13 protein-coding genes are annotated in these 12,947 nt (G+C 59.6%); 2 read left to right on the top strand and 11 right to left on the bottom strand.

All coding sequences use genetic code 11. The features are described from left to right. Positions 1 to 43 precede the first annotated feature (43 nt). From NTD80_RS25620 to NTD80_RS25570, 11 genes are all read right to left on the bottom strand, one after another. The gene (locus NTD80_RS25620; protein ID WP_065902860.1) at positions 44 to 2,005 is read right to left on the bottom strand and encodes a DUF4105 domain-containing protein; all 1,962 of its coding nucleotides are present in this window, start codon (positions 2,003 to 2,005) and stop codon (positions 44 to 46) included. Next, positions 2,002 to 2,322: a DUF2388 domain-containing protein gene (locus NTD80_RS25615; protein ID WP_262135418.1), complete on the bottom strand. Its 321-nt coding sequence runs from the start codon at positions 2,320 to 2,322 to the stop codon at positions 2,002 to 2,004. Before NTD80_RS25615 ends, NTD80_RS25620 begins: the two co-directional genes overlap by 4 nt. A 26-nt stretch (positions 2,323 to 2,348) precedes the next feature. Beyond that, entirely contained in the window at positions 2,349 to 2,657 is a 309-nt protein-coding gene (locus NTD80_RS25610) for a DUF2388 domain-containing protein (RefSeq protein WP_065902868.1), read from the bottom strand. Positions 2,658 to 2,760: 103 nt separating this feature from the next. After that, positions 2,761 to 3,081: a DUF2388 domain-containing protein gene (locus NTD80_RS25605; protein ID WP_025854295.1), complete on the bottom strand. Its 321-nt coding sequence runs from the start codon at positions 3,079 to 3,081 to the stop codon at positions 2,761 to 2,763. Positions 3,082 to 3,216: 135 nt separating this feature from the next. Next, positions 3,217 to 3,402: a DUF1127 domain-containing protein gene (locus tag NTD80_RS25600; RefSeq protein ID WP_106805523.1), complete on the bottom strand. Its 186-nt coding sequence runs from the start codon at positions 3,400 to 3,402 to the stop codon at positions 3,217 to 3,219. 263 nt (positions 3,403 to 3,665) lie between these two features. Beyond that, positions 3,666 to 3,881, bottom strand: a complete 216-nt coding sequence (locus NTD80_RS25595) for a DUF1127 domain-containing protein (RefSeq protein WP_262135417.1) — start codon at positions 3,879 to 3,881, stop codon at positions 3,666 to 3,668. Between the two features lie 318 nt (positions 3,882 to 4,199). After that, positions 4,200 to 5,693 (bottom strand): acetyl-CoA hydrolase/transferase family protein, encoded by a 1,494-nt coding sequence (locus NTD80_RS25590; protein WP_262135416.1) that lies wholly within the window; start codon positions 5,691 to 5,693, stop codon positions 4,200 to 4,202. Between the two features lie 234 nt (positions 5,694 to 5,927). After that, the gene (locus tag NTD80_RS25585; RefSeq protein ID WP_262135415.1) at positions 5,928 to 7,364 is read right to left on the bottom strand and encodes an NAD(P)(+) transhydrogenase (Re/Si-specific) subunit beta; all 1,437 of its coding nucleotides are present in this window, start codon (positions 7,362 to 7,364) and stop codon (positions 5,928 to 5,930) included. Further along, a complete protein-coding gene (locus NTD80_RS25580; protein ID WP_003187417.1) occupies positions 7,364 to 7,684 on the bottom strand; it encodes an NAD(P) transhydrogenase subunit alpha in 321 nt (106 codons plus the stop codon). The genes NTD80_RS25585 and NTD80_RS25580 overlap by 1 nt, the downstream gene beginning before the upstream one ends. A gap of 14 nt (positions 7,685 to 7,698) precedes the next feature. Then, positions 7,699 to 8,820 carry a Re/Si-specific NAD(P)(+) transhydrogenase subunit alpha gene (locus NTD80_RS25575; RefSeq protein WP_262135414.1) on the bottom strand — a complete coding sequence of 374 codons (1,122 nt, stop codon included), beginning with the start codon at positions 8,818 to 8,820 and terminating at the stop codon, positions 7,699 to 7,701. A gap of 452 nt (positions 8,821 to 9,272) precedes the next feature. Then, entirely contained in the window at positions 9,273 to 10,172 is a 900-nt protein-coding gene (locus NTD80_RS25570; RefSeq protein WP_065902881.1) for a LysR family transcriptional regulator, read from the bottom strand. 157 nt (positions 10,173 to 10,329) lie between these two features. Here NTD80_RS25570 and NTD80_RS25565 point away from each other — a divergent pair, with 157 nt between their 5' ends. Both NTD80_RS25565 and NTD80_RS25560 read left to right on the top strand, forming a co-directional pair. Further along, positions 10,330 to 11,511: an acyl-CoA dehydrogenase gene (locus NTD80_RS25565; protein WP_262135413.1), complete on the top strand. Its 1,182-nt coding sequence runs from the start codon at positions 10,330 to 10,332 to the stop codon at positions 11,509 to 11,511. Positions 11,512 to 11,524: 13 nt separating this feature from the next. Beyond that, positions 11,525 to 12,745, top strand: coding sequence for a CaiB/BaiF CoA transferase family protein (locus tag NTD80_RS25560; RefSeq protein ID WP_262135412.1), 1,221 nt, complete (start codon positions 11,525 to 11,527; stop codon positions 12,743 to 12,745). Positions 12,746 to 12,947: the final 202 nt, after the last annotated feature.

Genomic DNA, 12,947 nt, shown 5'->3' with positions numbered 1-12,947 from the left:
GCAAGCCAGCTGCCACATTTGAAGGGTGTTTGCCGTGAAGCTGTCAGGGCAGTTCCAGGCCGCCCGCTGCTTTATGCAGCGCTCGCAAATGTTCGCCGACCTGCTTGAGGTTGGCTTCACAGGCGGCAATTTCAGCTGCGCGGGAAGGCTCCAGCAGCGCCCTCACCTCTTTATCCAGCTCGCCGGTGAGCGATTGCAGCTGTTTCTGGCGCTCGGCGCTTTCCGACTCCAGGCGCTTGGACTCCGACGGTTGCGGCAGGCCGTAGCCGCCACTGCCGAGCAGTTCTGCCGGGCGGCTCAGGAAGCCACTGTTGGCGAGAATCTGTTGCAGCGTGGCGTTGGCTTTCTCCATGCCGCCATTCTTGAGTTCGCGGGCGCCGAGATAACGTTGTTTGACTTCGTCCTGGGCCAGCATCAATTGTTTGCGAAAGCTCGCTTGCTCCAGCAGCAACAGGGCGGCGCTGGTACGCAGGTCAGCCTGGGCAAACCACTGGCGGCGCTCCTCGGCACTCAGGGATAACCAGTCTTCGACCTGGGTCTGCTTGATCGGCAGGTGCTTGCGCAGCACGTCGAACATCGCCTGGTAGCGTTCGCGGAAGGAGTCGAAGTGATACCCAAGGCGCATGGCCTCGCGTTTGTCATTCAACACGCTGGTATCGGCCAGGCCACGCGCCTGCAGCACTTCCAGCAGGCCGTTGGGCGTAATGTTGTCCAGGCCGGTCAGCTGCGGGTTGGCACTGCCACTGCGCAACAGTTTCAGGCTCTCGACCGCGCAGTTGTTGGACAGGAAATAGTAGTTGCCGTCATAGCTCCAGTGCATTTCAGCGGCATGCTCGACGGTGTCGTTGATCTCTTGGCGGCTGAGTTTCAACGGCACGGAGGCCAGGCCACGCAGCTCGGTCTTTGTGTATTCGTCAATCACCTGGGCCAGCGGCAACACAAACAGGCGAGACGGATACTTGCCCACCAGGCCGTCCCAGCTCGACAGCTGCACGTCACCCACGAAGGCCCGGTAGGACAGCACCAAATGCTGGTCCAGGTCGAGCCGGCAATCCGGGCCACGCGGGCGGCCGGGCGCGCAGATCACCAGGCGCAGCATGCTGTGCCCCCAGCGGCTCACCAGGTTCTGGTTGGCTTCGGCCAGCAGGTAGTCGATTTCGTAGACCCGTTCCGGATCAACCTGGCCCAGCGGGGTCTTGGCAAAATCGTTGCCGGCGTTGAGGAATGCGTAGGTCTTGGCGCAGGTGTCCTGTTCGGGTGGCGCCCAGCCGAAGTGCTCCTTGTAATAGCGGAACAGCGCGGGGCGCCGGCAGGCGTAGCTTGGGTCGAGGAGGAAGTACTCCATGTTGACCGCGACGAATTCCAGCGGGCTGGTGGTTTCGTAGATGTCCGGGCTGCGCGCGACCTGGCGGTTGTGCTGTTCGCGTTCGCCGCGACGGCCGACGTATTGCGGCCAGCCGGCGAGATCCAGCAGGCGCGGGTCATCGCTGAGGGTGAAGCGCCGGTCATTCTGACCCCGGCATTGATCCGGCAGGCCGATCAGGCCGGTGATGTTGTTCTGGCGGCTGCAACGCTGGATCAGCGCGCGCTCGTCCTTGGACCACAGGCGCGCACGGTCATAGATGTGGGTCAGTTCATGCAGCACGGTGGCGAGCATTTCCCGGCGCACAGTGCCGTGGGGGCGGTTGGTTTTCTGGGTGGCGGCGCTGCCGTCGGTCAGGCTGGCGAGCAGGTTGCGGTTGAGGTCCAGCTCGGACACCAGGGAGGCTTGGCCGTAGGCGTTTTCGGGCATCTTGTCGGTCCAGCCGACATCGATGCGCCGGTCCAGCTGCTCGATAAAACGTGGCGGCAAGGAGCGCATCGCTTCATCGAGCAATGCCTGGCTGGCCTGCTGTTCGGCTGGGCTCAAGCCATCGGTCTTGAGCTGCAGTTGCAGGCTGGCCTGGGCTGCGCTGGCACACAGCAGCACAGCCCCGGCCAGGAGCCAGGCGGCGAGTCGCCTCACAGTGCGAGGATAGCTTCGGCGAGGGTCTGGTCACTGGCACCGCGGGCTTCCGGCACGCGGGTTCGCAGGGTGTCGAACGCCGCTTCCAGCTGCGCGCCGCGAATCTCGCCGTTGGTGGCGACGAAACTTGCTGCGTCATCGTGGGCTTCACGCACGACTTTGGAGTCGCGGATGGAGGTGGTGGTGTCCGACGTGAAATCAATGGTGCGGCCAGAGGCACGAACAATGATGTTACTGGTGGCCACCAGGGTATGCGCCTGGGCAACGTCGGCCAACAACAGCAGGCCAAGGGTGGCGGCGATCAGCGGGCTACGCATGGAATGACTCCGAAATACAAAGATGATTATTGGACGAGAATTGCTTGCGCCAGTTCAAGGTCGCTGGCGTTAAGTTTTGGCTGGGCGCGGCGCAGATAATTCAGCGCTGATTCCAGGCGTGCCCCCCGCCATTGGCCGTCAGTGGCGATGAAAGCGGCTGCATCATCCTGGGCGGCCATGACTACTTTTCTGTCGAAGGGCGCGGAGGTCACCTTGCTGGTGGCGTAGGCGCTCGCGACGGTGCTCTGGGTGGTCAGGTCAAAGGCCGAGGCCATTGGCGACCAACCGATGGAAAACAAAACAGGGACTATTAACAGGCGGTATGAAAAAGCCATGGGACTCGACAACTGAAAACGAGCGCCAAGGCTAGCGCAATGCCCGGGCGAGAGCCAGTACGGCGGCACCAAGGAGCGGCGGGCGCTCCCTGTGTCAGCTTAATCAGATAGCCAGGATGGCCTGGGCCAGTTGTGCGTCAGTCGCGGTATTCAATTGCGGGGCCTGTTGGCGGATCTGCGCCAGGGCGCTCTCCAGCTTCACGCCACGGATGGCGCCTTCACTGGCAACAAAGCTGGCGGCGTCGTCGCGGGCGGCGCGCACGACCTTGTTGTCGCGCAGGGACGAAGTGGCATCGGAGCTGGCATCCGAGGTGGCCTTCAATGCACCGACGATGGAGTCGGTGGTCACGATGAAGCTGGTCGCGTTGGCGTTGGCAGCCAGGGCCAACAGGGCAGCAGCACTCAGCAGGCGAAGACGGGACATGGGGTGACTCCTGTAGATGAACGAATAAAGTGGCGCAGGACAGCTGTTGGGATCAGACGCCCGTCCTAAAGGGTTCGCCACGTGGTGAGCGGATATTAAGCCGCCGTTTATCCGTTCGGGTAGCGTCTTGACTGCCTAGTCACGCCAGAACGGCTTGGAGAGCTCGGCCATTCGGTCTCCATGGCTGATGCCGGAGTCGGACAGTTCACGAGGATCGAGTTGGGCCAGTTGGCGTCTTTCGTATGCGTGACGCGCCCACTTGGTCAGTACGCAGGCGGTACGGCGTAATAGATGCTTACAAAGAGAAGTGCGCGTAGCCATGGTGGGTGCCTTTGATGAGGTCCTGGAACACCATGTTGGGCGAGAGGCTGTGATCGATACAGATACACCCGGGCTAAATTGTACTGCTTAATTGTCATAATTATTAAACTGTACCTGTCCCTGCAAAGGTCTTCTGTTTTTAGCGCCGCAAACGCGAATCCCGGAAACAACAAAGCCCGCCTCCGGTGACCCGGGGCGGGCTTTGTTTTGACAAATCAGAGTGCTGGCAGTGGACCCGTCGGGTCAGGGCCAGCGGGCGCCAATCAGCGCCAGAACGGCTTGCTCAGCTCTTCGTAGCGTTGAGCTTCGCTGATACCGGCGTCAGCCAGCAGACGCGAATCCAGACGAGCCAGTTGGTGGCGGCTGGAGGTGCGGCGCTGCCACAACATCAGGTTGGCGAGAACGCGCAAAGGCAGGGAGGCCTGGGTGTTTACAGCTTTTTCTTCGAAGAACAGTTCGGAACTGAGTGTACGTTCCATGATGACATCCTTCCGCTTGTGGCGGGATTAGGTAGTGGTTTAACTGATGCCAATGATCCTCCTCCGGCGCAAGACTCTCTAGATACAGTTCACCTGTATTGTGAGGGGCCAGTTAACTGTTTAAGGGTGCTGTACTGTACGGAAATGGGGCAACTGTACCTGTCCGCACTGAAATAGTGCGAAATTGGCAGTTTCGTCGATAATCGTAGGAGATTTCGGTAGGAAATGACCGGTACAGCAGTACAGTTTTTTCAAAAAAGGTCGGTCGGTTCATCGAGCTGATGAAACTGTGTTTGCATCAGCTCGGATCTGTATCAATCAAGCCTTGAGCATATGTCCGGTTTCTTCGAGGTTGATGTGCCAACTCAGTGCTTCGCGCAGGATGTGCGGAGTGTGGCCACCGATGGCGCACGCGGATTCGAAGTAACTGTTCAGCGCATCGCGATAGGCCGGGTGCACGCAATTGTCGATGATCACCCGCGCACGCTCGCGGGGCGCGAGGCCGCGCAGGTCTGCGAGCCCGACCTCGGTTACCAGGATATCGACGTCGTGCTCGGTGTGGTCCACGTGACTGACCATCGGCACCACGCTGGAAATCGCGCCGCCCTTGGCAATCGACTTGGTGACGAAAATCGCCAGGTGCGCGTTGCGCGCGAAATCCCCGGAGCCGCCAATGCCGTTCATCATCCGCGTGCCGCAGACGTGGGTGGAGTTGACGTTGCCGTAGATATCGAACTCCAGCGCCGTGTTGATGCCGATGATGCCCAGGCGCCGTACCACTTCCGGGTGGTTGGAGATTTCCTGCGGGCGCAGCACCAGTTTGTCCTTGTAGTGTTCCAGGTTGCCGAACACGTCGGTATTGCGCCGCTCCGACAGCGTGATCGAACTGCCCGAGGCGAAACTCAGCTTGCCGGCGTCGATCAGGTCGAACGTCGAGTCCTGCAACACTTCCGAATACATGGTCAGGTCTTCGAATGGCGACTCGATCAGGCCGCACATCACCGCGTTGGCGATGTTGCCGATCCCGGCTTGCAGCGGGCCAAGCTTGTTGGTCATACGACCGGCGTCCACTTCCTGCTTCAGGAAGTTGATCAGGTGATTGGCGATACCCTGGGTGTCGGCATCAGGCGGCGTTACCGTTGAGGCGGAGTCGGCCTGGTTGGTGATCACAATCGCGACGATCTTTTCCGGCGGGATCGGGATCGCCGTGCTGCCGATGCGGTCGTCGACCTTGACCAATGGAATCGGGGTGCGGGTAGGCCGGTAAGTCGGGATATAAATGTCGTGCAACCCTTCCAGGTTCGGGTTGTGTGCCAGGTTGATCTCGACGATCACTTGCTTGGCGAAAATCGCGAAGCTGGCCGAGTTGCCGACCGACGTGGTGGGCACGATATGCCCTTGTTCGGTGATCGCGACGGCTTCGATCACGGCGATGTCCGGCAGCTTGAGCTGGTTGTTGCGCAGTTGCTCGACGGTTTCTGACAGATGCTGGTCGATAAACATCACCTGGCCGGCGTTGATCGCCTTGCGCAGGGTGCTGTCGACCTGGAACGGCATGCGTCGCGACAGCACGCCGGCCTCGGTCAGTTGCTTGTCCAGGTCATTGCCCAGGCTGGCGCCGGTCATCAGGGTGATTTTCAGCGGCGAAGTCTTGGCGCGTTCGGCCAGGGCGTGGGGGACGGCCTTGGCTTCACCGGCGCGGGTGAAGCCGCTCATGCCGACGGTCATGCCGTCCTCGATCAGTGCGGCGGCGTCTGCCGCGCTCATGACCTTGTTCAACAACGAAGGCAAGCGGATACGATCACGGTACATGAATTGTTATCTCAGGCTACGGAAGCAAGGTGGGCAGTGTAGTGATTTCAAAAAATTTCGGCCCGCTACCATGGTCGAATGCCAGGCGGCGATTTAGAGCCTTTGGTCGGGTTTCATGTGAGTGCGCAAAGCGGGACGCAGAGCATCCCTGACTGCATTCCCACGCAGGGCATTGGAACGAAAAAACCCCAGCCTACGGGAGGCCAGGGTTTCGGGTATTGCGCTGGCGCAGTGTTATTCGACGGCCTTGACCATGTCTTCGATGACCTTCTTGGCATCACCAAAGACCATCATGGTCTTGTCCAGATAGAACAACTCGTTGTCCAGGCCGGCGTAACCACTGGCCATCGAGCGCTTGTTGACGATGATGGTCTTGGCCTTGAACGCTTCCAGGATCGGCATGCCAGCAATCGGCGAGTTCGGATCGTTCTTGGCGGCGGGGTTGACCACGTCGTTCGCGCCGAGCACCAGCACCACGTCGGCCTGGCCGAACTCGGAGTTGATGTCTTCCATTTCGAACACCTGGTCGTAAGGCACTTCGGCCTCGGCGAGCAGTACGTTCATGTGGCCAGGCATGCGGCCTGCCACCGGGTGGATCGCGTACTTCACGGTCACGCCATGGTGGGTGAGCTTCTCGGTCAGCTCCTTGAGCGCGTGTTGTGCCCGCGCCACCGCCAGGCCGTAGCCTGGAACGATGATCACCGTGTCGGCGTTGGTCAGCAGGAAAGTCGCGTCATCGGCCGAGCCGGACTTCACTGGGCGCGCTTCTTTAGTACCGGCTGCAGCACCGGCATCCGGCGCATTGCCGAAACCACCGAGCAGTACATTAAAGAAGGAGCGGTTCATCGCCTTGCACATGATGTACGACAGGATCGCGCCGGACGAACCTACCAGCGAGCCGGCGATGATCAGCATCGAGTTGTTCAGCGAGAAGCCGATCCCCGCCGCTGCCCAGCCGGAATAGCTGTTGAGCATCGACACCACGACCGGCATGTCCGCGCCGCCGATCGGGATGATGATCAGCACACCGAGCACAAAGGCCAGGGCAAGCATCAACGCGAAGGCCGTGAGGTTGCCGGTGAACATGAACGCCAGGCCCAGGCCGAGGGTCAACAGGCCGAGCACCAGGTTCAGCTTGTGCTGGCCGCCAAACTGTACCGGTGCGCCTTGGAAGAGGCGGAACTTGTACTTGCCCGAGAGCTTACCGAACGCAATCACCGAGCCAGAGAAGGTGATGGCACCGATGGCTGCGCCGAGGAACAGCTCCAGACGGTTACCCGCCGGGATCGAGTCGCCCAGGTGTTTGACGATGCCCAGGGATTGCGGTTCGACCACGGCAGCAATCGCGATAAATACCGCGGCCAGGCCGATCATGCTGTGCATGAACGCTACCAGCTCCGGCATCTTGGTCATTTCCACGCGCTTGGCCATGATCGAGCCAGCGGTGCCGCCGACCAGCAAGCCAACGATCACGTAGCCGATACCGGCAGTGGCCAGCTCGGCACCGAGCTTATAGATGAGGCCCACGGTGGTGAGTACTGCCAGCGCCATGCCAAGCATGCCGAACAGGTTGCCCCGCCGAGAGGTGGTTGGGTGTGACAAGCCCTTGAGGGCCTGGATAAAGCAGATCGACGCGATCAGGTAGAGCGTCGTGACCAGATTCATGCTCATTACTTCGGCGCCTCTTCTTTTACTTTCGGGGCTTTCTTCTTGAACATCTCCAGCATCCTGCGCGTCACGAGGAAACCGCCGAACACGTTAACGGCTGCCAAGGCCACGGCCAATGTGCCCATGGTCTTGCCCAGCGGGGTTACGGTCAGCGCGGCAGCAAGCATGGCGCCGACGATCACGATCGCCGAAATCGCGTTAGTCACCGCCATCAACGGCGTGTGCAGCGCGGGCGTGACGTTCCAGACCACGTGGTAACCGACATAAATCGCCAGCACAAAGATGATCAGGTTGTAGATACCGGGGGAGATAAGCTCTTCCATCGTCTGAATCCCTGTTAGGCGTTTTTGCGGATGACTTGGCCGTCGCGGCACATCAGGCACGCGGCGACGATGTCGTCTTCGAGGTTGATTTCAAACTGCCCTTCCTTAGTGAAGACCAGCTTCAGGAAGTCCAGCAGGTTGCGTGCGTACAAGGCAGACGCATCGGCGGCGACGGCACCGGCGAGGTTGGTCGGGCCACAGATGATCACGCCGTTTTCGACCACGACCTGATCGGCGACCGTCAGCGGGCAGTTGCCGCCCTGGGCCGCCGCGAGGTCGATGACCACTGAGCCGGGTTTCATCTGCGCGACGGTGTCGGCGCTGAGCAAGGTCGGCGCCTTGCGGCCGGGGATCAGCGCGGTGGTAATGACGATGTCGGCCTGCTTGGCGCGCTCGTGCACGGCCAAGGCTTGGCGCTGCATCCAGCTGGTGGGCATGGGGCGGGCGTAACCGCCGACGCCTACGGCGCATTCGCGTTCTTCATCGGTTTCGTAAGGCACGTCGACGAACTTGGCACCGAGGGATTCGATCTGCTCTTTCACCGCCGGGCGTACGTCGGATGCTTCGATCACCGCACCCAGGCGTTTCGCCGTGGCAATGGCCTGCAGGCCTGCGACACCAGCGCCGAGGATCAACACGCGTGCGGCTTTTACCGTACCGGCGGCCGTCATCAGCATTGGCATGAAGCGCGGGTAGTGATGGGCGGCGAGCAAGACGGCCTTGTAACCGGCAATGTTGGCCTGGGAAGACAGCACGTCGAGGCTCTGAGCCCGCGAGGTACGCGGCGCGGCTTCCAGTGCAAAGGCAGTGATGCCCTGCCCGGCCAGCTTGGCGATGGTTTCGTTGCTGAACGGATTGAGCATGCCCACCAACACGGTGCCGCTTTTGATCAGCGCCAGTTCGCTATCGCTGGGAGCCACCACCTTGAGAATCAGCTCGGCGCCAAACGCATCGCCGGCGCTGCCAATGGTTGCGCCTGCCGTTTCATAGGCACTGTCGACGATGCTGGCGTTGAGGCCTGCACCGCTTTGAACAGTGACCTTATGGCCCTGGCCGATCAGCTTCTTGATGGTTTCCGGGGTGGCAGCCACCCGCGTTTCACCGGTCTGGGTTTCGAGAGGAACACCAATGTGCACGTCAAATCTCCTGCATGATCTTTTTGCTTTTGATCTTTTTGTAAAAAGGCCAGTGCACCGTGAGTGGCGCAGCTGGGGCGGCCGATCAGCACGATCCCGCTGAAATGACAGCGGGGCGCGGCATTTTGCAGGCGAACTTTACGGCCTTCAAGGGATTATGACGGGTGACGAAAAATTAACTACAAGTCACCCTGTGACTGATTGTCGCAATGCACCTGAATAACCTCTTTAAATACAGGTGTTTAAAGGGTTGCAGGCATTTGTCGGGACTTTTTCGATGGCCGGTGTGAATAGTCAGGTATGAGCCTGCGATAGTCGCCACAAGCCATGAAAATCATGGCTTTGAGCCTTGTTTTTGGCAGAACCGTACAGTCTGCATAAAAGCGACATATACGTATATCTGTAGGTCTTTGAATTAATTGACTACAAAGTCAGTAATTGCCTTTAGGCCCTTAAAGGCTTGGGCTGTAGCGTTGTGACTGATCGACTAACCAGTCCCTGAATGCATGCAACGATGCGGATTCGACTTTTCTCTCCGGAATCATCAAGTAATAAGCCTTCGAGCTACTAAGGGCCTCAGGGCTCGCAATCACTAGATGCTGCTCTTTCAGCTCGCGCTGGATAAGGAAAGGCGGGATCAGCGCGATACCCATGTCATGCATGGCTGCCTGCGACAACATCGAGAATAGCTCGTAACGCGGTCCTGTCATGTCGCGGGGTATGTTCAGTTGTTGCGCGTTGAACCACTGCCGCCAGGCATAGGGTCTAGTGGTCTGCTGCAGCAATGGCAGTTCTGCGATCTCCTGGGGGCTGAAATGTGTGCGATGGCCCATCAGGCGCGGGCTGCACACGGGGACAGGGTTTTCTCCCATCAGTCTGTGGGATTCGGTACCCGACCAGTCAGCATCTCCAAAGTAGATCGCAGCGTCGAATTCGGTGTCGGCAAACAGAAAAGGGCGCGTGCGGTTGGTCAGGTTAACCGTGACTTCCGGGTGTTGGCGTTGGAAATCCTTGAGGCGCGGTATCAGCCACTGAGTGCCAAAGGTGGGCACCACGGCCAGCTCGATGACATTGGCGCCCTGCTGGCCCATCACGGACAAGGTGTCGCGCTCCACGGCATCCAGCTGCGTGGCGACGCGGCGGCTGTACGAAAGCCCTGCTTCCGTCAGTTTGACCCCGCGTCGAGAGCGGCGAAACAGCTCGACACTTAAAAACTCCTCAAGGCTGGCAATCTGTCGGCAGATGGCGCCTTGGGTGATGGAAAGTTCGTGCGCCGCCTTGGTGAAGCTCTCGTGCCGGGCTGCGGCCTCAAAGCTGACCAGTGCGGTGGTGCTGGGTATTTTTCTGCGCATGTACCTAGTCCTCACTTATAAAGCGCCTCTGCGCCCTTCTTGGCTGCTTCGGAGTGAGAAATTAGCACAACCCTATGCAGAAACCTCGTTTGCCCTAAGCGTTCGCTCGGCCTAGGCTCCATGCACGACTTCTGATTTTCCCTGCGAGGACTCATTCATGGCTGGTAAGGCAAGCTTCAACTGGATCGATCCACTGCTGCTGGATCAACAGCTCACCGAAGAAGAGCGCATGGTGCGTGACAGTGCTGAGCAATTCGCCCAGGACAAGTTGGCGCCCCGCGTACTCGAAGCCTTCCGCCATGAAAAGACCGACCCTGCAATCTTCCGCGAGATGGGCGAAACCGGCCTGTTGGGCGCGATGATTCCCGAGCAATACGGTGGCAGTGGCTTGAACTACGTCAGCTACGGGTTGATTGCTCGCGAAGTCGAGCGGGTCGACTCCGGGTATCGCTCAATGATGAGTGTGCAATCCTCCCTGGTCATGGTGCCGATCAATGAGTTCGGTACCGAGGCACAAAAACAGAAGTATCTGCCGAAGCTGGCCTCCGGCGAATGGATCGGCTGCTTTGGTCTGACAGAGCCTAACCACGGTTCTGACCCAGGCGCGATGATTACCCGTGCACGCAAAGTGAACGGCGGCTACAGCCTGACCGGCGCCAAGATGTGGATCACCAATAGCCCGATCGCCGATGTGTTTGTGGTGTGGGGCAAGGACGACGCCGGCGATATTCGTGGGTTCGTCCTTGAGAAGGGCTGGAAGGGTCTCAGTGCTCCTGCAATTCACGGCAAGGTCGGGCTGCGGGCATCCATCACCGGCGAGATCGTCATGGACAACGTGTTTGTGCCGGAAGAGAACATCTTCCCGGATGTACGCGGGTTGAAGGGGCCTTTCACGTGCCTGAACTCTGCACGCTATGGCATCTCGTGGGGCGCGCTGGGGGCTGCCGAGTTCTGCTGGCACACCGCGCGCCAATACACCCTGGATCGCCAGCAGTTCGGCCGACCGTTGGCGGCCACGCAATTGATCCAGAAGAAGCTGGCCGACATGCAGACCGAAATCACGCTGGCCCTGCAAGGGTGCCTGCGGCTGGGGCGGATGAAGGATGAAGGCACTGCGGCGGTCGAGATCACTTCGATCATGAAGCGCAATTCGTGCGGCAAGTCCCTGGACATCGCCCGCATGGCGCGGGACATGTTGGGCGGAAACGGCATCTCCGATGAATTTGGTGTGGCGCGGCACCTGGTCAACCTGGAGGTGGTGAACACCTACGAAGGTACTCATGATGTGCACGCCTTGATTCTGGGGCGCGCGCAAACCGGTCTCCAGGCTTTCTATTAATAGGAGCATGGGCATGGGCGCGCTTTCGCATTTGCGGGTACTGGATTTATCACGAGTATTGGCAGGCCCCTGGGCCGGGCAGATCCTTGCGGACCTTGGGGCCGAGGTGATCAAGGTCGAGCGGCCGGGTAATGGGGACGACACGCGCGCGTGGGGGCCGCCCTTCCTTAAGGATGCCTATGGTGAAAACACTAGTGAGGCGGCGTACTACCTGGCTGCCAATCGCAACAAGGAGTCGGTGACCATCGACTTCACGCAGCCGGACGGGCAGAAGCTGGTGCGTGACCTGGCTGCCAAGTCCGACATCCTGATCGAGAATTTCAAGGTCGGCGGGCTGGCGGCGTACGGACTGGACTATGCGTCGCTCAAGGAGATCAATCCGGAGCTGATCTATTGCTCGATTACGGGCTTTGGCCAGACGGGCCCCTATGCGTCTCGCGCCGGTTATGACTTCATGATCCAGGGCCTGGGTGGGCTGATGAGCCTGACGGGTCGGCCTGAAGGTGATGAAGGCGCTGGGCCGGTGAAGGTGGGTGTGGCGTTGACCGACATTCTCACGGGGCTCTACTCCACGGTGGCGATCCTCGCAGCGCTGGCTCACCGGGATCATGACGGCGGCGGCCAGCATATCGATATGGCGTTGCTGGATGTGCAGGTGGCTTGTCTGGCTAACCAGGCCATGAATTACCTGACGACGGGGGTGTCGCCCAAACGCCTTGGCAATGCTCATCCGAATATCGTGCCTTACCAGGATTTTCCTACGGCTGATGGGGACTTCATCCTGACGGTAGGTAATGACGGCCAGTTTCGTAAGTTTGCGGACGTGGCAGGGCAGCCGCAGTGGGCGGACGATCCACGTTTCGCGACTAACACGATGCGAGTGGCTAATCGCGCAGAGCTGATTCCATTGATTCGCCAGGTTACGGTCTTCAAGACCACGGCCGAGTGGGTGTCATTGTTAGAGCAGGTAGGTGTGCCTTGTGGGCCTATCAATGATTTGGCCCAGGTGTTTGCCGACCCTCAGGTCCAGGCGCGTGGATTGGCGATTGCCCTGCCCCATGCCTTGGCGGGGGTGGTGCCTCAGGTTGCCAGTCCAATCCGGTTATCCAAGACGCCTGTCGAGTACCGAAGCGCGCCTCCTCTATTAGGAGAGCATACGGCGCAGGTGTTGAGGGATGTATTGGGGTTGGGGGTGTTGAATATCGCGGCGTTGAAGGAGGCGGGCGTTATCTAGGGGCGCCCCTTCTATATAGAGGCCGAGTGTTGCTTTGTTGATGGTTTTTTAACCAATCATAACTAATTGATAGAAAAGCAAAATTAAGGGTTGACGGCAGATTCTGGAAGTCTATAATTCGCCCCACTTCCGGCGCAGTCGAAACGGAAAACTCCTTGATAAACAAAGAGTTACGCGAGATTCGACAGCGACTTGCTTCAGG

This window comes from Pseudomonas sp. 13B_2.1_Bac1 (assembly GCF_025466155.1).
Taxonomy (GTDB): Bacteria; Pseudomonadota; Gammaproteobacteria; order Pseudomonadales; family Pseudomonadaceae; genus Aquipseudomonas; species Aquipseudomonas aylmerensis.
The sequence above is the reverse complement of the archived record's forward strand: the minus strand, read 5'-3'. Positions and strand labels throughout refer to the sequence as shown.